The 20,979-nt window shown below is 64.2% G+C and carries 20 protein-coding genes; 13 read left to right on the forward strand and 7 right to left on the reverse strand.

The annotated features are described in order from the left end of the window. Positions 1-14 precede the first annotated feature (14 nt). From purN to EPD81_RS09805, 9 genes are all read left to right on the forward strand, one after another. Complete coding sequence (gene purN, locus EPD81_RS09765) at positions 15-665, forward strand: phosphoribosylglycinamide formyltransferase (RefSeq protein WP_142805256.1); 651 nt, start codon at positions 15-17, stop codon at positions 663-665. Beyond that, complete coding sequence (locus EPD81_RS09770; RefSeq protein ID WP_142805257.1) at positions 662-1,354, forward strand: DUF3108 domain-containing protein; 693 nt, start codon at positions 662-664, stop codon at positions 1,352-1,354. The genes purN and EPD81_RS09770 overlap by 4 nt, the downstream gene beginning before the upstream one ends. After that, a complete protein-coding gene (locus tag EPD81_RS09775) occupies positions 1,351-2,697 on the forward strand; it encodes an RsmB/NOP family class I SAM-dependent RNA methyltransferase (protein WP_142805258.1) in 1,347 nt (448 codons plus the stop codon). Before EPD81_RS09770 ends, EPD81_RS09775 begins: the two co-directional genes overlap by 4 nt. Positions 2,698-2,770: 73 nt before the next feature. Then, positions 2,771-3,745, forward strand: a complete 975-nt coding sequence (locus tag EPD81_RS09780) for an oxidoreductase (RefSeq protein ID WP_370456506.1) — start codon at positions 2,771-2,773, stop codon at positions 3,743-3,745. Positions 3,746-3,894: 149 nt separating this feature from the next. Next, positions 3,895-5,790 carry a propionate--CoA ligase gene (locus EPD81_RS09785; protein ID WP_142805260.1) on the forward strand — a complete coding sequence of 632 codons (1,896 nt, stop codon included), beginning with the start codon at positions 3,895-3,897 and terminating at the stop codon, positions 5,788-5,790. Between the two features lie 163 nt (positions 5,791-5,953). Further along, entirely contained in the window at positions 5,954-7,132 is a 1,179-nt protein-coding gene (locus EPD81_RS09790) for an aspartate aminotransferase family protein (protein ID WP_142805261.1), read from the forward strand. An 11-nt stretch (positions 7,133-7,143) separates the two neighbouring features. Next, positions 7,144-8,064, forward strand: coding sequence for an ornithine carbamoyltransferase (argF, locus tag EPD81_RS09795; protein ID WP_142805262.1), 921 nt, complete (start codon positions 7,144-7,146; stop codon positions 8,062-8,064). A gap of 211 nt (positions 8,065-8,275) precedes the next feature. Further along, positions 8,276-9,508 carry an argininosuccinate synthase gene (locus tag EPD81_RS09800; RefSeq protein ID WP_142805263.1) on the forward strand — a complete coding sequence of 411 codons (1,233 nt, stop codon included), beginning with the start codon at positions 8,276-8,278 and terminating at the stop codon, positions 9,506-9,508. Between the two features lie 55 nt (positions 9,509-9,563). After that, entirely contained in the window at positions 9,564-9,791 is a 228-nt protein-coding gene (locus tag EPD81_RS09805; RefSeq protein ID WP_142805264.1) for a DUF2788 domain-containing protein, read from the forward strand. A gap of 21 nt (positions 9,792-9,812) precedes the next feature. Here the strand turns inward: EPD81_RS09805 and EPD81_RS09810 are convergent, their stop codons facing one another. Beyond that, positions 9,813-10,865, reverse strand: coding sequence for a 2Fe-2S iron-sulfur cluster-binding protein (locus tag EPD81_RS09810; protein WP_142805265.1), 1,053 nt, complete (start codon positions 10,863-10,865; stop codon positions 9,813-9,815). 118 nt (positions 10,866-10,983) lie between these two features. Further along, positions 10,984-12,009 (reverse strand): hypothetical protein, encoded by a 1,026-nt coding sequence (locus EPD81_RS09815; protein ID WP_142805266.1) that lies wholly within the window; start codon positions 12,007-12,009, stop codon positions 10,984-10,986. A gap of 219 nt (positions 12,010-12,228) precedes the next feature. Here EPD81_RS09815 and EPD81_RS09820 point away from each other — a divergent pair, with 219 nt between their 5' ends. Both EPD81_RS09820 and EPD81_RS09825 read left to right on the forward strand, forming a co-directional pair. After that, on the forward strand, positions 12,229-12,861 hold the full coding sequence (locus tag EPD81_RS09820) for a CoA pyrophosphatase (protein WP_142805267.1): 633 nt from the start codon (positions 12,229-12,231) through the stop codon (positions 12,859-12,861). A gap of 92 nt (positions 12,862-12,953) precedes the next feature. Beyond that, positions 12,954-14,138 carry an acetyl-CoA C-acyltransferase family protein gene (locus tag EPD81_RS09825; protein ID WP_142805268.1) on the forward strand — a complete coding sequence of 395 codons (1,185 nt, stop codon included), beginning with the start codon at positions 12,954-12,956 and terminating at the stop codon, positions 14,136-14,138. A gap of 28 nt (positions 14,139-14,166) precedes the next feature. Here the strand turns inward: EPD81_RS09825 and rsgA are convergent, their stop codons facing one another. Continuing rightward, entirely contained in the window at positions 14,167-15,075 is a 909-nt protein-coding gene (rsgA, locus tag EPD81_RS09830) for a ribosome small subunit-dependent GTPase A (RefSeq protein WP_142805269.1), read from the reverse strand. A gap of 87 nt (positions 15,076-15,162) precedes the next feature. On the opposite strand from rsgA, the gene orn reads away from it, so the two are divergent. Next, complete coding sequence (gene orn, locus EPD81_RS09835) at positions 15,163-15,729, forward strand: oligoribonuclease (RefSeq protein ID WP_142805270.1); 567 nt, start codon at positions 15,163-15,165, stop codon at positions 15,727-15,729. 9 nt (positions 15,730-15,738) lie between these two features. Here orn and pgi read toward each other — a convergent pair whose 3' ends face one another. The 3 genes from pgi to rpmE all read right to left on the reverse strand — a co-directional run bounded on the left by pgi (position 15,739) and on the right by rpmE (position 19,334). Then, positions 15,739-17,367 (reverse strand): glucose-6-phosphate isomerase, encoded by a 1,629-nt coding sequence (gene pgi / locus EPD81_RS09840; RefSeq protein WP_142805271.1) that lies wholly within the window; start codon positions 17,365-17,367, stop codon positions 15,739-15,741. Next, positions 17,360-18,985 (reverse strand): hypothetical protein, encoded by a 1,626-nt coding sequence (locus tag EPD81_RS09845; protein WP_142805272.1) that lies wholly within the window; start codon positions 18,983-18,985, stop codon positions 17,360-17,362. The genes pgi and EPD81_RS09845 overlap by 8 nt, the downstream gene beginning before the upstream one ends. 130 nt (positions 18,986-19,115) lie before the next feature. Further along, positions 19,116-19,334, reverse strand: coding sequence for a 50S ribosomal protein L31 (gene rpmE, locus EPD81_RS09850; protein WP_028874876.1), 219 nt, complete (start codon positions 19,332-19,334; stop codon positions 19,116-19,118). Between the two features lie 133 nt (positions 19,335-19,467). Between rpmE and EPD81_RS09855 the strand changes: the two genes are divergently transcribed. Further along, positions 19,468-20,178, forward strand: a complete 711-nt coding sequence (locus EPD81_RS09855) for a tRNA (guanosine(46)-N(7))-methyltransferase TrmB (protein ID WP_142805273.1) — start codon at positions 19,468-19,470, stop codon at positions 20,176-20,178. On the opposite strand, the gene EPD81_RS09860 is transcribed toward EPD81_RS09855, so the two are convergent. Further along, a complete protein-coding gene (locus EPD81_RS09860; protein WP_142805274.1) occupies positions 20,128-20,979 on the reverse strand; it encodes a phosphorylase in 852 nt (283 codons plus the stop codon). The genes EPD81_RS09855 and EPD81_RS09860 overlap by 51 nt on opposite strands.

The raw sequence follows: 20,979 nt of genomic DNA on the forward strand, positions 1-20,979 counted from the left end.
TGAAAGGAGCAGGCGTGCGCAATGTGGTGATCCTCATTTCCGGCCGCGGCAGCAACATGGAGGCGATCGTGCGCGCCGCCATTCCGGGCACACGCATCGCGGCGGTCATTAGCAACCGCCCCGAGGCTGCCGGCCTCGAATTCGCCCGGCGTCACGGCATCGCCACGGCGGTGGTCGATCACAAAGCCCACCCCTCGCGCGAGGCGTTCGATACGGCGCTCGCCCAGGCGATCGACACCTTCGCGCCCGATCTGGTGGTGCTCGCCGGCTTCATGCGCGTGCTGGGAGAGGCGTTCGTGCGCCGCTACGAGGGGCGGATGTTGAACATCCATCCCTCGCTGCTACCGGCCTTTCCCGGGCTGCACACGCACGAGCGGGCGCTGCAGGAAGGGTGCCGCGTGCATGGGGCCACGGTGCATTTCGTCACCCCGGCGCTCGATCACGGGCCCATCGTCGTGCAGGCGGCGGTGCCGGTGCTGCCCGACGATACCCCCGAGACGCTGGCCGCGCGGGTGCTCGTGCAGGAACACCGTATCTATCCGCAAGCGGTGCGCTGGTTCGTCGAGGATCGCCTGCAGCTCACGCCAGAAGGGCGCGTGGTGCTGCAGGGAGCACCGGCCAGCGTGCAAGAAGCGGCCCTCGTCTGGCCACCATTGGAGTCATGATGTTGAAGAAAATTCTGGTCGTTGTTGGCATGCTCGTTGCGGCATCCGCTTTCGCTGCCGAGTCGCAGCGGTTCGTCTATCGCGTCCTGAGCGGCGAAAGGGGGCTACAGATCGGGCAAGCCGACTTGAGCTGGACGCTGGGCGATGACGGGCGCTACGCCATGACTCTGCAATTACAAACCACCGGTTTGGTCGCGCTGGTCGCCCAGGTCAATGAGAAACGCATGAGTAACGGCACTTGGGACGCGAAGACGGGTTTTCATCCGCTGCACTATGAGCGCCATCGACAAGGTAAGCCGCCCGAGCTGCTTGATTTCGATTGGAATGCCCGCATCGTGCGGACCACGCGCAAGGGGCAAACGAAGGAGCTGCCCCTCACCGATCAGGAGCAGGACTATCTTTCCTTGATGCACCAGCTCGGTTTCTTGCGCCAGAAAGGACCGCCGGAAGGCAAGATCGCCGTGGTCACGGGCAGGCGCATCAAGCAGGCGAGCTATCGCGTCGAACCACAGCCGGAGCGTTTGAAAGTGGACGGCCTGGGAGAAATCCCGGTGCAGCGCATCACGGCACGCACCGACAGCGGCGATTTCGCCATGACCGTGTGGTGGCAATCCGAGCCCGTCTCCCGACCGGTGCGCCTGCTCATCGAGTCCGAAGACGGCGTGTTCGACCATTGGCTGCAGTCATGAGCGTTTCCCGCCGCCGCAAGGCCCCATCGGGCGAAACCGCGCCGCGTGCCCCCTGGCTGAGCGAGGCGGTGGCGGCGCTCGCCGAGGCGCTGCGCTTCGAGCGACCGGCCGACGCCGTCTTGTCGCGATTCTTCCGCGAGCGGCCCCACTTGGGGCAGCGCGATCGCGGCGAGATCGCCGAGCGCGTCTATGCCGTATTGCGGCATCGACGCAGTCTGGAAACCTGGGCCGGGCGTACGAATCCGCGCGCGCTATTGCTCGCTTGGCTCGTGCGCGGCGAAGGCTGGTCGCTCGCCCGCCTCGAGCCTTGGCTGGAGAAAGGGGAGCGCGCCTGGCTCGCGGAACGCAAGGCGGCCGCGCCCGTGCTCTCACGCGCCGAGCGGCTCGATGCGCCCGACTGGCTCATCGAGCGACTCGATGCCGCCTATGGCCCACCGGAGACCGAAGCGCTGCTCGCGGCTTCGAACCGACCGGCCCCGCTCGATCTGCGCGTCAACTCGTGGCGGACGACGCGCGAGGCGGTGCTCGCGCGACTCCAGGCCGATGGCATCGACTGCGCGCCAACGCCGTTCTCGCCGCTCGGCATTCGCGTGCAGGACAAACCGGCGCTGCATGCCCATCCTTTCTTTCAGGACGGGATGTTCGAAGTGCAGGACGAGGGGAGCCAGCTCGTGACCCTGCTCGTGGCCCCCCGCCGGGGCCAGACGGTGGTGGATTTCTGCGCTGGCGCCGGGGGAAAGACACTGCAGCTCGCGGCGGCGCTGCGCAATACCGGTCAGGTCTACGCCTTCGATGTCTCCGCCGGGCGGCTCGCCAAGCTCAAACCGCGGCTCGTGCGCTCCGGGCTCACCAACGTGCAGCCCATGGTGCTCGCGCACGAGAACGACGAGCGACTCGATCGGCTCGCCGGCAAGGCCGATCGCGTGCTGGTGGATGCGCCCTGTTCCGGCCTGGGGACGTTGCGACGCAATCCGGACCTCAAGTGGCGGCAGCACCCGGCGCTCGTCGAGGAGCTCGTCGCCAAGCAGCGCGCCATCTTGCAGGCCGCGGCACGTTTGGTACGCCCCGGGGGGCATTTGGTCTACGTCACCTGCAGCCTATTGCCCGAGGAAAACGAGGCAGTGCTCGAAACTTTTCTCGAACGGGAGACGCGTTTTTCCCTGCTCGATCCCTGGCCGTCGCTCTTCAAGTCGGGCGTGCCCGAGCAGATCCCCCGCTGGGAGATTCCGACGGCCGATGCCCTGGTCGATCGCTTCAGCCCCACGGTGCTGCGCCTCGCGCCCCACGTACACGGCACTGACGGCTTTTTCGCCGCCGTGCTCGCGCGCAACGCCTCGCCCTGAGGCCCGATTTACTCACGAAGGAGGAGTCGCCATGACGCAAGAACGACAATTACCCGAAAAATTCAAATGCCTCATGATCCGCGAAGAGGATGGGGTGGTCCGCTCCGGCATCGAGGAGGTTGGCTTCGAGGTGCTCGATCCGGGCGAAGTCCTCATCCGTGTGGCCTATTCGAGCATCAACTTCAAGGATGCGCTCGCCGCCACGGGCAAGGGCAAGATCATCCGCCGCTTTCCCTGTATCGGCGGGATCGACCTCTCGGGCACGGTGGTCGAGTCGAGCGATCCGCGCTTTCGCCCCGGCGACCCCGTCATCGCCACCAGCTACGACATCGGCGTGTCGCACCACGGCGGCTATGCCGAATTCGCTCGTATCCCTGCCGGCTGGGTGATTCCGCTGCCGCAGGGGTTGGATCTGTTCGAGGCCATGGCGCTGGGCACGGCCGGTTTCACCGCCGCGCTCGGCATCCAGCGCATGGAGGACAACGGCCTCGAACCGGAGAAGGGCCCCGTGGTGGTGAGCGGCGCCACCGGCGGGGTAGGGGGCTTTGCCATCCAGATGCTGGCGGGGCGCGGCTATCGGGTCACGGCGCTCACCGGCAAGGCGCAGGAGAGCGGCTATCTGCAAGAATTGGGGGCGACCGAGATCCTGCTGCGCGACAGCATCGACTTCGCCGCCACGCGCCCCTTGGAGAAATCCCGCTGGGCCGGCGCCGTGGATAACGTCGGCGGCCCCATCCTGCACTGGATGCTCGCCACCGTGCAGCAAGCCGGTACGGTGGCTTCCATCGGCAACGCCGCCTCGCCCAAGCTCGAGACCACGGTCTTTCCTTTCATCCTGCGAGGCGTGAGCCTGCTCGGCGTGGATTCGGGCTACATCGGCTTTCCGACGCGCGGCATCGTCTGGCAGCGGCTCGCCACCGATCTCAAACCGAAAAAGCTGCGCGAGATCACGCGCGTCATCACGCTCGACGAGTTGCCCGGCGCCTTCGACGACTTCATCGCCGGCCGCGCCAAAGGGCGCACGGTGGTGCGCATCGGCGGCGAGTAAACCGTATCCTTTTTGTGTCAGAACCCTCGGTTTCGCGGTTTTCTCCGCGAGGCCGGGGATTTCCCCTTTGGTATCATGTCTTATAATAAACATCTTTCGTAAGGCCGGACGGTGTCGTTCCGGAATTTCTTTGTCATCGGGGAGAGGACATGGGCAAGTACCAGGATTTCTACCGTCGCTCGATCGAGGATCGCGACGCCTTCTGGGCCGAGCAGGCGCAGTTCATCCACTGGGAGAAAGCACCCGAGGTCATCTGCGACTACAGCAATCCCCCCTTCGTCAAATGGTTCAAGGGCGGGCTCACCAACCTCTGCTACAACGCCGTGGATCGCCACGCCGCCAAACGCCCCGACGCGCCGGCGCTCATCTACGTCTCCACCGAGACGGGTGAGGAGAAAACCTACTCCTACGGCGAGCTGCAGCGCGAAGTCGAGCGTATGGCGGCGATCTACCGCAAACTCGGTGTGGAGAAAGGCGACCGGGTGCTCATCTATATGCCGATGATCCCGCAAGCCGCGTTCGCCATGCTCGCCTGCGTGCGCCTGGGCGCCATCCATTCGGTCGTCTTCGGTGGTTTTGCCGCTGCCTCGCTCGCCACCCGTATCGACGATGCCAAACCCAAGCTCGTCGTCACCGCCGAAGCGGGCATGCGCAACGGCAACGTCATCCCCTACAAGCATCTGCTCGACGAGGCCTGCCGGATTTCTCAATCCCCTCCCGAGAAAGTGCTCATCGTCGATCGCGGGCTCGACCCCAACTTCGCTCGCGTCGAGGGGCGGGATCTCGACTATGCAACCCTGCGCGAGGAAGTGGGCGAAGCGCGCGTGCCGGTCGAATGGGTCGATGCGACGCACCCGAGCTACATCCTCTACACCTCCGGCACCACCGGCAAACCCAAAGGCGTGCAGCGCGACACCGGGGGTTACGCCGTGGCCCTCGCGAGTTCGATGAAGTACATCTTCTGCGGCGGCGAAGGCGAGACGATGTTCTGCACCTCCGACATCGGCTGGGTGGTCGGGCATGGCTACATCATCTACGGACCTCTGCTCGCCGGCATGGCCACGGTGATGTACGAAGGCACGCCGCTTCGCCCCGACCCGGGCATCTGGTGGCGCCTGGTGGAGAAATATCGCATCAACGTCATGTTCTCGGCCCCCACCGCCGTGCGGGTGCTGAAGAAGCAGGATCCTTCCTACATGAAGCGGGATCTCTCCTCGCTCAAGCATCTCTTCCTCGCCGGCGAGCCGCTCGACGAGACCACGCACCGCTGGATCCACGAAGCCCTGGGCGTGCCGGTGATCGACAACTACTGGCAAACCGAGAGCGGCTGGCCCATCCTCGCGCTGTGCCGGGGCGTGCAAGAAGATCTGCCCATCAAGTACGGCTCTCCGGGGCTGCCGGTTTATGGCTATGATCTGCACGTCTATCGCGAAGACGGCACCGAGTGCGGCCCCAACGAAAAAGGCATCGTCGGCATCGTGCCGCCGCTGCCGCCCGGCTGTCTGAGCACCGTCTGGGGGCAGGACGATCGCTTCGTGTCGACCTATTTCAGCCTCTTCCGTGAGCCGGTGGTCTATTCCACCGCCGACTGGGGCATCCGGGACGAGAACGGCTACCTCACCATTCTCGGGCGCGTCGACGACGTCATCAACGTCGCGGGGCACCGCCTCGGCACGCGCGAGATCGAGGAGGCGATCCAGTCCAATCCCGCGATCGCCGAAGTGGCGGTGGTCGGGGTGCACGACGAGGTGAAAGGGCAAGTGCCGGTGGCCTTCGCCGTGGTCAAGGATCCGTCTCGCATCGCCACGCGCGAGGGCCGTCGGGCACTCGAAGAAGAAGTCAAAAAGACGGTCGACGAGCTGCTCGGGGCGATCGCCCGTCCTCATCGCGTCTACTTCGTGCAAGGGCTGCCCAAGACGCGCTCGGGCAAGATGCTGCGCCGTTCGCTGCAGGCGCTCGCCGAAGGGCGTGACCCCGGAGATCTTCCCACCATCGAGGATCCTACGGCCCTCGAGATGGTTGCCGAGGCCATCCGCGAGAGCTGAGCGCCCTTGATCGTGCAAGAAAAACGGCGGCGCCGCGTGGCGCCGCTTTTTGCTATGGGTGCTCTTTCAAAAAAAGCGCCTTTCCCGTAAGATCATAGACTTTTCCTGATCCGGACCCCCTTCTTGCTGCACGGGAAAACCGGATTTCGCGGGAGCGTCGCACATGTCGCATCTGATGAACACCTACGCCCGTCTGCCCGTGGCTTTCGTGCGCGGAGAAGGCGTCTGGCTCTACGACGAACAAGGCAAACCCTACCTCGATGCGCTGGCCGGCATTGCCGTCTCCACGCTGGGGCACGGCCATCCGCGTCTGGTCGAGGCGATCGCGCGCCAGGCAAAAGCCGTGATCCACACGTCCAACCTCTACCGCATCCCGGCGCAGGAGCGCTTGGCCGACCGCCTGTGTGAGCTCTCCGGCATGGACGAAGTCTTCTTCGGCAACTCGGGGGCGGAGGCCAACGAATGCGCCATCAAACTGGCGCGCTTCTACGGTCACAAAGTGAAGGGGGTGGAAACGCCCAAGATCGCCGTGATGGAGCAAGCCTTCCACGGACGTACCCTCGCCACCCTCTCGGCCACCGGCAACAAGAAAACCCAAGCCGGCTTCGAGCCGCTCGTCGAGGGATTCATCCGAGTGCCGTTTGGCGATGCGGCAGCGCTGACCAAGGTGCTGGCCGAGACGCCCGACCTGGTGGCCGTGATGTTCGAAGTCGTCCAAGGCGAGGGCGGCATCCGGCTCGCCGACCCCGAATACCTGCGCGCCGTGCGCGCTCTGTGCGACGCGCATGGCCTGCTGATGATCTGCGACGAGGTGCAATGCGGCCTCGGGCGCACCGGTAAGTGGTTCGGTTGGCAGTGGAGCGAGGTGCGCCCTGACGTGATGACGCTCGCCAAGGGGCTTGGTTCGGGGGTGCCCATCGGTGCCTGTCTCGCCGCCGGGCCGGCCACGGGGCTCTTCGGTCCGGGCAACCACGGCTCCACCTTCGGCGGCAACCCGCTCGCCTGCACTGCCGGGCTCACCACGCTCGACGTGATCGAGACCGATGCCCTGCTCGACAACGCCGCCCGTGTGGGGGGGTATCTCAAGGCGACGCTCACCGCGCGCTTGGCGCATCTGCCACAGATCAAGGGGGTACGCGGCTTGGGGCTCATGCTCGGCGTCGAGCTCGACCGTCCCTGCGGGGCTTTGGTGCTCGATGCGTTGGAAGCGGGCCTGCTCATCAACGTCACCGCCGAGCGCGTCATTCGTTTGCTTCCGCCCTTGATCCTCACCATCGAGGAGGCGCAGCAGATCGTCGAGCGCCTGGTGCCGCTCGTCGAGCGTTTCGTCGCGCGTCATTGAGGGGGAACGTCATGCCGCCGAGACATTATCTCCAGTTCAAGGACTTAACTGCAGACGAATACGCCTACCTCTTCGAGCGCACGGCCTGGATCAAACGCAAGTTCAAGAACTACGAACCCTGGCACCCTCTCTTCGATCGCACCCTGGTGATGATCTTCGAAAAGGCGAGCACACGCACGCGTCTCTCGTTCGAAGCCGGTATCCAGCAGCTCGGCGGTTTCGCGGTCTATCTCAACACGCGCGATTCCCAGCTCGGACGCGGTGAGCCGGTGGAGGATGCGGCCGAGGTCATCTCGCGCATGAGCGACCTAGTGATGATCCGCACCTTTGAGCAGGCGATTCTCGAGCGATTCGCCGCCCGTTCGCGCGTACCGGTGATCAACGGGCTCACCAACGAGTTCCATCCCTGCCAGGTGCTTGCCGACGTCTATACCTACATCGAGCACCGCGGCTCGATCCACGGCAAGACCGTCGCCTGGATCGGAGATGCGAACAACATGTGCCACACCTGGCTGCAGGCGGCCGAAGTGCTCGATTTCACCGTGCACGTCTCCACGCCGCCCGGCTATACCGTCGATCCGCAGTTGGCGGGGGTCGTGCCCGGGGGGCACTATCGCTGCTTCGCCGACCCGATGGAGGCCGTGCGCGGGGCGGATCTCGTCACCACCGACGTGTGGACCTCCATGGGCTTCGAGCACGAGACCGACGACCGGCTCTCTGCGTTCGCCGATTGGCAGGTCGACGCGGCGATGATGGCCCAGGCCAAACCCGATGCGCTCTTCATGCACTGTCTGCCGGCGCACCGTGGCGAGGAAGTCACGGCCGAAGTGATCGACGGGCCGCAGTCCGTGGTCTGGGACGAGGCAGAGAACCGCCTGCACGTGCAGAAAGCGCTGATGGAATACCTCGTGCTCGGCCGGATGGAGAGTTGAGAGCCTGTGAAGCAATCTGCTACGCGGTCCGATTGCGTCGTTGCGCGGTGCTCGCTCCTCGCCTATCTGCGCGATATGTCTCGTCGCTGCGCTCCGTGTGCCTCGCATTCGAACCGCTCGCGACGATGCCTTCACAGGCTCTGAAAGATGTTTTGGGGATCCGGTGCATCTCGCATCCGGATCGTGTGCGAACGTTCGACGGGAAAGGACGATGAGCGAAGTCAAGAAAGTGGTACTGGCCTATTCCGGGGGGCTCGACACCTCCGTGATCCTGAAGTGGCTGCAAGACACCTACCGCTGCGAAGTGGTCACCTTCACCGCCGACCTGGGGCAGGGCGAGGAGCTCGAACCGGCGCGGCAAAAGGCGCTCAAACTCGGCATCAAGCCCGAGAACATCTACATCGACGATCTGCGCGAGGAATTCGTGCGTGACTTCGTCTTCCCCATGTTCCGTGCCAACACGATCTACGAAGGGGAATACCTGCTGGGTACCTCCATCGCGCGGCCTTTGATCGCCAAGCGCCAGATCGAGATCGCCAAGCTCACCGGGGCCGATGCCGTGGCCCACGGCGCCACCGGCAAGGGCAACGATCAGGTGCGTTTCGAACTCGGCTACTACGCCCTCATGCCCGAGATCAAGGTGATCGCCCCTTGGCGCGAATGGGACCTGACCTCGCGCGAGAAGCTGCTCGCCTACGCCGAGAAGGCCGGCATCCCCATCGAGATGAAACACCGCGAAGGCGGCTCGCCCTACTCGATGGATGCGAACCTGCTGCACATCAGCTACGAAGGGCGGCACCTGGAAAACCCGGCCGCCGAGCCGGAAGAATCCATGTGGCGCTGGACGACGGCTCCCGAGAAAGCGCCGGATGTACCGCAGTACGTCGAGCTGCAGTTCGAGAAGGGCGATCTCGTGGCCATCGACGGCGTGCGCCTGCGGCCGCACGAGCTCCTTACCAAGCTCAACGAACTCGGCTCCAAGCACGGCATCGGCCGGCTCGACCTGGTGGAGAACCGCTACGTCGGTATGAAGAGCCGCGGCTGCTACGAAACGCCCGGCGGCACGATCCTGCTGAAGGCGCATCGGGCCATCGAATCGATCACCCTCGACCGGGAAGTGGCGCACCTCAAAGACCAGCTCATGCCGCGCTATGCCGAGATGATCTACAACGGCTATTGGTGGAGCCCCGAGCGCCGCGCGCTCCAAGCCCTCATCGACACGACTCAGCAGACGGTCAACGGCTGGGTGCGCGTCAAGCTCTACAAGGGCAGCGTCATGGTGGTGGGGCGCGACTCTCCCACCGACTCCCTCTTCGATCCGACGATCGCCACCTTCGAGGACGACCGCGGCGCCTACAACCAAAAAGACGCCGAGGGGTTCATTCGCTTGAATGCGCTGCGCTTGCGCATCGCCGCGAAACTCGAGCAGAAACGCGGCGCCTAAAAATATATTTTATAAATTGGCCGGGTCGACGGATCCGGCCAAGCGAGCACTCCCCATGGAAGACACGATACTCTTCGGACTCACCTTCCCCCAACTCGAAGACCTGGCCTTGAAGATCCTGGTGCCGGCCTTCATTCTCTACATGATTTTCATCATCGCTAACTTGGCGTGGAAGTCCAAGGCCGGCAAGTACGGCGCGATGTGGCTCTTCCTCGCGCTGGGCGTCGGGTTCATCGGCTTCGTCGCCAAAGCGCTGATTCAGTACCTGCTCGGGATCGAGTGATCCCGAGCAGATCGAACTACACTACGCGCTCAAGAGCTGTTCGGCCGGCGCCACCGAGGGTTGCGCCTGGCCGAAATAGCCTTCGGTGTGGATCATCGAGTCTTCCGCCCCCAGGGCTTTCACCGCCGCGCTGCAATCGTCCACGAAGGCCGGGCTGCCGGCGATGAATACGTTGTAGCCCGCCAGCGTGGGGAAGAGGTCGGGCAGGATCTGCGGGATGCGCCCGTGCAGCCACTGCGGATCGCGCTCCTGTGTGAGCGTGGCCTTGAAGGTGAAGTTGCGGTGCTTCGTCTCCCAATAGCGCATCAGACCGAGATCGTAGATGTCCTCCTTCGTCTTGCCGGAGAAGAGCAGCGTGACGGGTTTGCGATAGCCCCGCCGTAGAGCCGCTTCGGTGAGCGCACGGATCGGTGCCAGGCCCGAACCGGCTGCTAAGCACAACACGGGGGTGTCCAGCGACAGGTCGCCGATGAAGGTTCCGTAGGGGCCGTTGATGCGCACGATGTCCCCGATCTGCAGATGGTCATGGATCCAGACGCTGGTCACGCCGCCCTCGATGCGCGTGATCTGGAGTGTGATCTCTCCGTCGGGTCGTGGCGCATTGGCGATCGAATAGCAGCGTGCCGGCACTTTGCCCTCCACGTCGCTCAAGGTTACGTATTGGCCGGGCCAATAGCGCATCGGTTGTCCCAATGGCCGGAGCCGGAATTCGGTGATCCGGGGCGTGCGCGGTACCCGGTCGATCACCGTATAGCGCTGGTTCTCACGCGGCGGGAAGAGCTTGGGCTTGGCATCGGCCGTACCCCATTCGATCACCAGTTCGGGCGAGAGGGGTTTGGCCATGCACATGAGACCGAAACCCTGTTTGCGTTCTTCGGCCGACAGGGCCATGTCGAGCACGACCCCCTGGTCGAAATGGCCGGAGAGAACCTTGACTTTGCATTCGCCGCAGGCCCCGGCCCGGCAGTTGTTGGGCAGTGCGTAGCCCGCCCGTTCGAGGGATTCCAGCACGGTCTCGCCGGGGCGGGATTCGATCTGGCGGCCGGAAGGATGCAGTTTGATGAGGGTGCTCATTCGGGTTCGCTCTCTTGGGGTGAGGGGTTTCCTGGTCGACGAAACCGCCGGGGTCCATGGAGGACGCCGGCGGCCAAGGCGCATCCGCGCGGCCGCCCCTGCAGGCGGCCGCCGAGGCTCAGAAGACCGGGATGATCGAGTCCATGTCGACTTCGGTCACTTCCTGGCCGTCGATACCGACTTCCGGAATGGCGGGGAAGGGGATGCCGTAGCGGGCCAGCACGCCTTCGAGGTTGAGCATGGCGTTGCGCCAGTTTTCTTTTTTCGCCTCGTAGGTGGGAATGCCGAAACCGGCGCCACGCGCGACTTCCTCGCCTTCACGCTGGTTTTTGATGAAGTCGGCGGGCAGGTCCCAGAACTCTTCCGGCGGCTCGAAGAGCACTGCCGACAGGAAGAGGTAGCCGGCGCGGATCTGCTTGGTGACGAGCGCCTTGTCCTCGGCAGCGAGCCGCGGATAGTCGCGCTCCATCAGCGCCAAGCAGATCGCCATGTGCCGCCCCTCGTCGCGACCGATGTGACGGAAAGCTTCCTTGAAGACGAGCTCGCGGCTGTTGTCGTGCATCTGCTTGAAGATGGTGGCCGCGGCGATCTCGCCCATCAGGAAGGAGGAGAAGAGCACGGCGAGGGAATACTTCGGCACGGCGTTCTTGTAACCGTTCCAGTAGCGACCGCCGTTGTAGTAGAGCCACTTGGCGTTTTTCTGCAGGCGCTTGCCCAGATCGGTCTTGGGCTGATAAGTGAGCGGATCGTCGTGCTCCAGCAACTTGGTGATCGCCAGACCGCACATCTGCTCGTGGTTTTGCTCGTCGCGCGTCACCGAGAAGAAACAGCGGCGCACCGGGTCTTCTTCGTGTTCTTCATAGGTCTTGATGAGCGCGGACGCGAAGACGGGCGGCGCGGAAGCGTCGAACACGGAGAGCAGCGTCCACCAGTAGGCGATCGCCTCGCGCTCTTCCCAGCTGTAGGATTCGACGTCGAGCGTGTCCCAGGGGAGTTTTTTCGGATCCCAGACTTCGCGTTGCGCCGCATCCCAGATTTCTTCCATTTTCTGCGTCTTGGCGTGCCAGGACAGCGGGAAGACGTTGGGTTGCTGGATTTGCGGCGGGAATTCCATTTGTTGTGCAAGTTTGTCGTGATGAGCCATGGTGTTGCCTCCTTTAGGGTGGATAAGACGTCCATCCGGATCGTTCGCGGATCGACTTCAACATGGTAGAAGTCGTTCGCGTACCGTGAATGTACTGCAGGTTTTCACGGCAGAGTTTGATCTGGATCAATGAATAATAAAATAAACCGACCGGTTGGTCAAATAATTTTTGCTGAAGTCGACGCCGAGCCTGCCGTTTTTTTGTGCCACAATGAGCCGATGCGCGATGATGAACTCTTGGATCTGCTTTCCTCACCCGAACGGCTGCGTGAGCGCATCGCCGAGCGGCTGCAGCGGACAGCGAATCGGCCTCTTGGGCTTGCTGCAGGTGACGAAGGCGCTCGCGAAGTCCGCTGGCCCGCGGCGGTGCTCGCCCCTCTGGTCGCCGGCGAAGAAGGCCCTCGGGTGTTGCTCACGCGTCGCACGCCGCATCTCGTCCATCACCCCGGTCAGATCAGTTTCCCCGGCGGACGGGTGGAACCCGAAGATCCCGGTCCAGTAGAAGCCGCTCTGCGCGAGACCGAGGAAGAGATCGGGCTTGCGCCTCAGCGGGTGCAAGTGTTGGGTGCTTTGCCACCGTACGTCACCATCACCGGTTATCGCGTCACGCCGCTCGTGGGTTGGGTGGAAGACCCGGGTGATCTGCGACCCGATCCGTTCGAGGTGGCAGAAGTCTTCACCGTGCCCTTGGAACACGTGCTCGACCCGCGCCGCTACGTTCGTCATTCCCTGATTTATGGCGATCAGCGTCGCTACTATTGGGCCGTTCCCTGGCGACAGTATTTCATCTGGGGAGCGACGGCGGCCATGCTGCGCATGTTTCTCGAGCTGCTTCGCGCCAAGGTAGACTGAGCACGACGTCCAAGGTGACAATCGTCGCATTTTCGTCGTATGATGAATCGAGCCGTATGGAACCATTTCACTGACCAGCAAGGAGAAAGGCGATGTCGAACAAGGATGTCGTAGTATTGAGTGCCGTTCGTTCCGCCATCGGGACCTTTGGCGGGACCCTGTCGCAGATCGAGCCGGCCGAACTCGCCGGGCAGGTGATGAAGGCCGCGATCGAGCGCTCGGGCGTCGATCCCAACGAAGTCGAATACGTCACGGTCGGCAACTGCATCCCCACCGATTCGCGCTATGCCTACGTGCCTCGGGTGGCGTCCATCCAGGCGGGGCTGCCGATGAGCTCGGTGGCGATGCAGGTCAACCGTCTGTGTTCTTCCGGTCTGCAGGGGATCGTGACCACGGCGCAGAACATCATGCTCGGCGACGCAGCCATGGGCGTGGGTGGCGGCGTGGAAGTGATGTCGCGCGGTGCCTACCTCTCCCCGACGATGCGCAACGGCGCGCGCATGGGCGACACGACCATGATCGACGCGATGGTGGCGGTGCTCACCGATCCCTTCGGCGTCGGTCACATGGGGATCACGGCGGAGAATCTCGCCGTCAAGTGGGGGATCACCCGGGAAGAGCAGGATGCCTTTGCGCTGGAATCGCAGCGCCGCGCCGCGCGTGCGATCGAGGAGGGGCGCTTCCGCTCCCAGATCGTGCCGGTGACGATCAAGACGCGCAAGGGCGACGTGGTGTTCGAAGTCGATGAGCATCCCAAGCCCAACACGACGATGGAGAGCCTGGCCAAGCTCAAGCCGGCGTTCAAGAAAGACGGCACGGTCACGGCTGGTAACGCCTCCGGTATCAACGATGCGGCTTCCTTCCTCGTGCTCGCCGACGCCAAGGTTGCGGAACAGAAGAATCTGAAGCCGATTGCTCGCATCGTGGCCTATGCCGTGGCGGGGGTGCCCAACGACATCATGGGCGAAGGTCCGATCCCGGCCACCAAGAAAGCCTTGGAGAAGGCTGGCCTCAAGCTCGAAGACATGGACGTGATCGAGTCGAACGAGGCCTTCGCCGCTCAGGCGCTGGCGGTGATGAAAGGGCTCGGCCTCGATCCGGCCAAGACCAACCCCAATGGTGGAGCCATCGCCCTGGGGCACCCTGTAGGCGCGACCGGTGCGATCATCGCCACCAAGGCGATCCATGAACTGCATCGCATCGGCGGGCGCTATGCGCTGGTGACCCTGTGCATCGGCGGCGGTCAGGGTCTGTCGGTGATCTTCGAACGTCTCTGATCTCGGGCATGGATTGCGGGCAAGGTGCTTACTTGCCCGCCCTGGACCGCCGCGTCAGCGCCTCGAGTTCGGTGCGAATGCGGCGGTAATGCTGCCAACGTTCGGCGCTGATCGCCCCATGCTCGGCCAGCGCGCGTAAGGCGCATCCCGGTTCGGCGTCGTGGCGACAATCACGAAACCGGCACTCACCCAAGGCCGGACGCAGTTCGGGGAAACAAGCATCCAGCGCCTCCAGCGGCACGTGCGCCAAGCCGAAGGTCTGCAGGCCGGGACTGTCGATGAGCCACCCTTCACGATAAGGGTAGAGCCGCGCGTCGGTGGTGGTATGCCGCCCCGCGTCGAGGGCGCGCGAGATTTCTCCCGTACGTGCCCGGGCTTCTGGCACCAAGGCATTGACGAGAGTCGACTTCCCCATCCCCGATTGTCCGACGAGAAGGGATTTCCTCTGGGCCAAATGGGGCTCGAGAGGGGAGACGTCCCGTTTGGCCGAGAGCTCGAGCACCCGATAGCCTGCGGCGCGAAAAGGCTCGAGCTGCGCGCGCGCCGCATCTAGGCCGTCCGCGAGATCACACTTGTTGAGTACGATGCTCGCTTCGATTCCCTGGTGTTCGGCAGCCACGAGGCAGCGCGTCACCAGCTCGGGTGAGAAGGGGGGCTCGACCGCGGTGACGATGACGACATGATCGACGTTGGCGGCGATCAGCTTCTGTCGCACCCCATCGGCCCGCCAGAAGAGCGAGGAGCGCGGCCGATGCCGTTCGATCACCGCCTGGCCGGGAGCCGTGGCACGCGCTTCGACCACGTCGCCACACGCATAGTCGTGGCGCTTGCCGCGCGTGACTGCGTGCCAGGGCGGCTCGTGCCAGGGAATCTCCCGGGCGAGCTCGTAGCTGCGGCCGTGCGCGGCGACGACGGTGGCAAGGAAGGATTCGTCCATGGGCGGAAAAATACGGAGTGATTCGCGCCATCGGGCACGCGGCCGTGGCAGTATAACGCACCCATCCCTTGGAGAAAGGAAAACCGCATGAGCGAGAAGAACGACGCGCCTTCAAGCAAATTGGTCTGGCTCGATCTGGAGATGACCGGGCTCGATCCCGACCGCGACCGTATCCTCGAGATCGCGATCGTGGTCACCGACAACGATTTGAACGTGCTCGCCGAAGCGCCGGTGATCGCGGTGCATCAAAGCGACGAGGTGCTCGCGGCGATGGACGAATGGAACCAGAAGACGCACGGGGCTTCGGGTCTGATCGAGCGGGTGCGCGCTTCGCGCATCGACGAGGCCGAGGCCGAGGAAACACTGCTCGAATTTCTACGGCCTTGGTTGCCACCGCGTTCGAGTCCCATGTGCGGCAACACCATCTGCCAGGATCGGCGTTTCCTCTATCGTTACATGCCGCGACTCGAGGCCTGGTTCCACTATCGCAATCTGGACGTTTCCACGCTCAAGGAGCTCGCGCGCCGTTGGGCGCCCGCCATCGTGCAGGGCTGGGAGAAGGAAAGCAAACACACGGCGCTCGCCGACGTCCATGAGTCGATCGAGGAGCTGCGCCGCTATCGGGCGTCTTTCCTGCGGCTCCCCGAAAACTGAGCGTTCGTTTCAGCGGTGCGCATCCAGTCGGGCGGCGAGCGCTCGCGTGGAAGGATCGAAGTCGGCGAGCGTTCCCCCGGCAGCGAGCGTGCGCGCCAGTTCTTTTCCGAGTTCCACTCCGTATTGGTCGAACGGATCGATGCCCCAGATCCAACCGCGCACGAACGTGGCATGCTCATGGGCGGCGAGCAGCTCCCCGAGCACGCCGGCATCCCAGCCGTCGGTGAGCAAGACGGAGCTCGGCCGATTGCCGGGAATCTCATGGTGCGGTGCGAGCGCCTCGATCTCGGAGGGAGGCAGCCCCTGCGCCCGTAGCGCCGCGCGCGCCTCGTCGCGCGTGCGCCCGAGGAGCAGCGCGCCGGCCTGTGCGAGGGCGTGTTGCGCCAACGCCCGCCGTCCGGCATCGAGCGGGCGGGGCAGCGGTACGATGAACTCCAACGTGATGCGTCGCGTACCCTGATAGAAGAGCTGATGGAAAGCGTGTTGCCCCAGAGTGCCGTTCATGCCCCAAACGACGGTGGCCGTCGAATAGGGCACGAGCGAGCCGTCGCGCCGGCAGCGCTTGCCGTTACTCTCCATCTCGAGTTGCTGCAACCAGGCGGGAAAGCAGGCGAGCCCTTGATCGTAGGGGAGCACGGCGCAGGAAGGAACATCGAGCAGGCTCGCGTTCCACAGGCCAAGCACGCCGAGCCACACCGGTAGGTTGCGCTCGAGCGGCGCCGTGCGGAAATGCTCGTCCATGCGGCGCGCGCCGGCGCGCAGTTCGAGGAAGCGCTCCCAGCCGAAGGCGAGCGCCACCGGTAATCCCACGGCCGACCACAGCGAATAGCGCCCCCCTACCCAGGGCGGTAGCCACAGGATGCGATCCGGACCGAACCCCAGCGCCTGCGCCTTGCCCGGATTGGAGGTGACGGCGAGGAAATGCGCCGCTGTTTCGTGCGTTCCCAGTTCCTGGGCGAGCCACGTCCGCGCGCGCTCGAGATTGGCGAGCGTCTCGGCAGTGCCGAAACTCTTGGAGGAGACGACGAAGAGCGTGCGCGCCGCTTCGAGCCCGCGCACCGTCGAGGTGAAATCGCTCGGATCGAGATTGGCGACGAATCGCACCCCATGGCGCGGCGGTTCGAGATGGGACAGCGCTTCACAGGCGAGTCGGGGTCCGAGGTCTGAACCGCCGATGCCGAGGTTGACGACGTGATCGAGCGGTGCGCTCGTGGCGCCTCGCAACGCACCGGCATGAAAGGCGGTAACGAAGGACTCCAGCCGCTCTTCCGTGGCAGTGAATTGCGCACGATCGCCGGGCGGTATCTCCGCCCCGCCGCGACAAGCCATGTGCAGCGCCGGTCTGTGTTCGGTGAAGTTGACCTCCGCGCCGCTGAAGAGCGCTTCGATTCCTTCCGGCAAACGCACCGCTCGAGCCAGCGCGAGGAGTCGTTGACATACCTCGAGATCCCAAGCCTGTTTGCTCGTGTCCAGCCACAGAGACCCTGCCTGAAGCGAGAGGGAATCGACTCGGTCGGATTGGCTCTCCAGGGCAGTGCGAATGGAGCGGACCATCCATGAATCGGCCGCCATGAGGAGGTCCAGCCACGGAGCCGTGTGCTCCGCGGGGATGAAAGGTGGCACCGTGGCGTTACTCATCGACAGACCCCGTGTTTATCCTCAGCAACCAGATTTCTTGTCGTTTCTCTTGGCCCCGGCTCATGGACCACAGAATGGAACCGTCCGGCTGGAGCGCCTGAGGCGAGCGTATCCGCTCGAAACGGATCGGGCAGCGCTCATCGAAGTGCGCCGGTACTCCAGCGAAATAGATCAATGCCGCGCGCACGTCGGGTTCGCGCCGTGGTACCGACACACAGTGGGGGGCATGGGCCTGCAGAACGGGTTGCATCCGTTCGATGATCGGACGGAGATTGCGCGTGTGTTCGAACCATGGCGCGAGCAATACGACCAACATCGACCACATGAAACTCACGCTGAGCGCCCAGTGAATGGTTGGACGAAGCGGCGATGCCGGCGTGGAAATGCTCGAGACGACCCAAGCGAACAAGAGGATGCCTGCAAGGATGAGTCGTTCGAACGAGTGGCTCATCTCGAACTCCGGCGCAACACGGGCGACGTGGCGTGCCAGACCGGGCGGCCAATCGGAATGCAGGGCGCTCCATGCGAGCCCGGTGAGCACGACGATCGTAATCGCCGTGGCGACCGAGAACCAGGAAAAGGCAGCCTGGGCGCCACGCGGCATGCGCTTGAGCCGCGTGGTGGCCAGGAGCGTCAAGGACGGGAGCAGGATGAGAAGGTCGCTCGGATTGCCGGGAGGCCAAATGGCGACGACGATCAAACCGGCCCCAAGTATCGCCCAGTTCAGCGCACTAAGGCGTGAGATACGTGGATCGGAGGCACGGCGTAGCGGCCAGAGCGCCAGTAGCCATAAAGGCCAAGTGACCCAGGTGGCGTCGTTGCCGGCGTCGAGAAGATTCCCTCGGATGAACGCCGGATCGATATGAGGCGTTTGCAGGGCGAGCCAGGTACTTCCGTTCGGTGATGCCAGTACGGCCATGAGCCACGCAACCGGAAGAGCCAGGAGGGCAACGGTGACCAGTGCCAGGGGCAGACGCTTCGCGGGTGGCACGATGCTCCAGGCGGGAAACGTCGCGAGCCATGGGATCAACGACACGGGCAGGATCGCGAACCCTTGGGCGAGGAATCCGAGCGAGAACCCTGCCGTGGCGCACAACCACGCGCGCGCTGGGTGATGGAGCGCCCATGCAGCACCGGCAAGTGTCATTCCCAGCGTGGCCGTGCTCGCCAACAAGGACTGGTGTTGATGTGCCTCGAGCATCCATCCCAAGGTTCCCAGCCCCAGCAGCACTGCCCCGGCGTGCCAGGGTTTGCCGCAGGCAGGTAGCGCCGCCATCGCGACGCAACCCAGCGAAATCAGTACGAAGAGGGGAGATGCAAGTCGGGTCGCGTCGTGCAGGGCCAACCCGAGTGGCTCGAGCGCCATTCCCAGAAGCGCGGCCACCCAGTAGTAGAGGGGGGCGGCTGCCGGCACGGTACCGTCGACGAGGGCGGTGGGTAATAGCCATTCACCCTGCAACACTTGCCAGACTGCGAAAAAATGGCGTAGGTCGGCACCACGCCAGGGGTCGTGCCCCACCGTGCCGACGAGCAGGAATGCGAGCAGCAGCCCAGCCAGGCCCCATTTTCCGTAGACTCGTTGCTGCCAAGGTGGGGTCGGGCGCGGATCGAAGAACATGCCTTTGCCAAGCGTCGTATCGAAGGATTGATTATAGACTTTCGTCGTTCGGTCGCCTTGGACACGGAGAAACGGAAGGCACAAAAAAGGCAGCACCCGGCTGCCTTTTTTCTTTCGGGAGGGACGACGCTCAGCCGCGGTTGGCGAGGTTGCCGTATTTCTGGCGGAAGCGCTCGACGCGACCCGCGGTATCGACGATCTTCTGTTTGCCGGTATAGAAGGGGTGGCATTCGGAGCACACTTCCACGTGCAACGCCGGCTTGCCGATGGTGGAACGCGTTACGAAGGAATTGCCGCAAGAGCAAGTCACTTGAACTTCGGCATAATTTGGATGAATGTTCTCTTTCATGGGGCACCTCGGGATCGGGCGGACGGCGGATTTGGCCGTCCCTTTGCTTGGAAAAACGGGAATTATCGCCGAACGATCCAGTACAGGCAAGAGGTTTTCGTTAAAATCCCCTTTTCTCTGCGATCGGGTCCCCATGAGCTACGGTATCTCTCGCATTCCCACCAGTGCCCAAGCCGACGTGCATGAGCGCCTGGACGGACTGGTGCGTCGCCATCTCGCGCAGCCCTTTCGCAAACCTTATGCGCCGTACAATCTTGCTGCCTTCGAGGAAACGCTCGCCGCTTGGGATGGGCGTTCGCCGTGGATCCTCGATTCCGGCTGCGGCGTGGGGTGGTCGACGATCCTGCTGGCGCGGCGCAACCCCGATGCCTTCGTGGTCGGCGTGGACCAATCGCAAGAGCGGCTCTCGCGGCAGAAACCCTACCCCCGCGCGAGCTGGCCCGAGAATTTGCGGTTCGTGCGGGCGGACGTGATCGACTTTTGGCGCCTGGCGGTGGAGTCCGGCGTCCCGGTGCGCGAGCATTGGTGGCTCTATCCCAACCCCTGGCCCAAGATCGGGCACCTCGGGCGGCGCTGGTATGCCCATCCAGTCTGGCCTGCCGTGCTGCAACTCGGCGGGCGTTTCGAGTGCCGCACGAATTGGTCGGTCTATGCCCGCGAGCTCACCGCCGCACTGGCACTTTCAGGGATACAGGGCGAATGCACCCCATTCGCGCCCGAGGAGCCGATGACGCCTTTCGAGCGCAAGTACCGGGATTCGGGGCAGACGCTGTGGCGCGTCACCGCCGATCTCTCAGCGTTTGCCCGAGGCGAGCTCGGCGCGAGGCCAGCCGAGGGTACATAGTCCTTCGACGAGATCGAGCGCGGCGAGCGCGCGCAGTTTTTCGGGGGAGGCGGCAAAGAGCGAGCCAGCGTAGCCCAGCGCGTTGACCGACACGCCGGCGAGCCGTTCGACTCGCCGCGGAATGAAGAACAGGCGATCGAGCCGCAGCAGGAGGTCGTAGGGCGGTAGCTGAGACGCATCGGGGCTCCACCCCATCGCGACCAGCGCAGCGCAGTAGGCACGATGGGCTGCCGCGCCCCAGTCGGCGTCTTCGGCGTGCAGGGGCAACGGCTCGTGCCAGGCCGCCCAAGGAAGTTCCGCCCAGCCGGTTTCGCCCGGTGGCAGGAACGCATGCAGTTGCTCCTTGCCCAGATGGCCGTCCGGGATCCACTGCAGATGCCGGTGCGGCTGACTTGCCCCGGCGATCTCGCCGCCGTTGTAAAACCCCAGCCCCCCTTCGGCGAGCAGCGCGTACCAGGCGAGGAAGTCGTCGCCGGAAAGCGGGGCCGTCTGCGGTTCGAAATCGCGCGTGACGATGAGCGTGTGACCAGAGAAAACGGGGTATTTGTTGAGCACCACCAAGTGTCGAGCCCCCAGCGCCCCGACCGTGAGCTCCGGTTCGGGGGGCAAGAAGGGGTTGTGCCTTTTGGATTCTTGTGTGTTTGCAGGGGGCGGCTTACGCGCGAGCGTCGAGACCCAGCGCAATACGAAGGGGAAACCGTGCTCACACCGTTCGATCGCGTCCGTGGCGATCGGCTCCAGAGCGCCACGGAGCAGCGCCCGTTGCGCAACGGCATGGATGCGCTCACTCCATCGTTCCAT

This window comes from Tepidiphilus sp. J10 (assembly GCF_006980785.1).
Taxonomy (GTDB): domain Bacteria; phylum Pseudomonadota; class Gammaproteobacteria; order Burkholderiales; family Rhodocyclaceae; genus Tepidiphilus; species Tepidiphilus olei.

Coding starts and splice junctions, on each gene's coding strand:
- EPD81_RS09785 (WP_142805260.1), top strand. CDS start 3,895: ATGGGCAAGTACCAGGATTTCTACCGTCGCTCGATCGAGGATCGCGAC.
- argF (WP_142805262.1), top strand. CDS start 7,144: ATGCCGCCGAGACATTATCTCCAGTTCAAGGACTTAACTGCAGACGAA.
- EPD81_RS09770 (WP_142805257.1), top strand. CDS start 662: ATGATGTTGAAGAAAATTCTGGTCGTTGTTGGCATGCTCGTTGCGGCA.
- EPD81_RS09855 (WP_142805273.1), top strand. CDS start 19,468: ATGAGCTACGGTATCTCTCGCATTCCCACCAGTGCCCAAGCCGACGTG.
- EPD81_RS09815 (WP_142805266.1), bottom strand. CDS start 12,009: ATGGCTCATCACGACAAACTTGCACAACAAATGGAATTCCCGCCGCAA.
- pgi (WP_142805271.1), bottom strand. CDS start 17,367: ATGAGTAACGCCACGGTGCCACCTTTCATCCCCGCGGAGCACACGGCT.
- rsgA (WP_142805269.1), bottom strand. CDS start 15,075: ATGGACGAATCCTTCCTTGCCACCGTCGTCGCCGCGCACGGCCGCAGC.
- EPD81_RS09820 (WP_142805267.1), top strand. CDS start 12,229: ATGCGCGATGATGAACTCTTGGATCTGCTTTCCTCACCCGAACGGCTG.
- rpmE (WP_028874876.1), bottom strand. CDS start 19,334: ATGAAAGAGAACATTCATCCAAATTATGCCGAAGTTCAAGTGACTTGC.
- EPD81_RS09805 (WP_142805264.1), top strand. CDS start 9,564: ATGGAAGACACGATACTCTTCGGACTCACCTTCCCCCAACTCGAAGAC.
- EPD81_RS09810 (WP_142805265.1), bottom strand. CDS start 10,865: ATGAGCACCCTCATCAAACTGCATCCTTCCGGCCGCCAGATCGAATCC.
- EPD81_RS09775 (WP_142805258.1), top strand. CDS start 1,351: ATGAGCGTTTCCCGCCGCCGCAAGGCCCCATCGGGCGAAACCGCGCCG.
- EPD81_RS09780 (WP_370456506.1), top strand. CDS start 2,771: ATGATCCGCGAAGAGGATGGGGTGGTCCGCTCCGGCATCGAGGAGGTT.
- orn (WP_142805270.1), top strand. CDS start 15,163: ATGAGCGAGAAGAACGACGCGCCTTCAAGCAAATTGGTCTGGCTCGAT.
- EPD81_RS09800 (WP_142805263.1), top strand. CDS start 8,276: ATGAGCGAAGTCAAGAAAGTGGTACTGGCCTATTCCGGGGGGCTCGAC.
- EPD81_RS09825 (WP_142805268.1), top strand. CDS start 12,954: ATGTCGAACAAGGATGTCGTAGTATTGAGTGCCGTTCGTTCCGCCATC.
- EPD81_RS09860 (WP_142805274.1), bottom strand. CDS start 20,979: ATGGAACGATGGAGTGAGCGCATCCATGCCGTTGCGCAACGGGCGCTG.
- EPD81_RS09845 (WP_142805272.1), bottom strand. CDS start 18,985: ATGTTCTTCGATCCGCGCCCGACCCCACCTTGGCAGCAACGAGTCTAC.
- EPD81_RS09790 (WP_142805261.1), top strand. CDS start 5,954: ATGTCGCATCTGATGAACACCTACGCCCGTCTGCCCGTGGCTTTCGTG.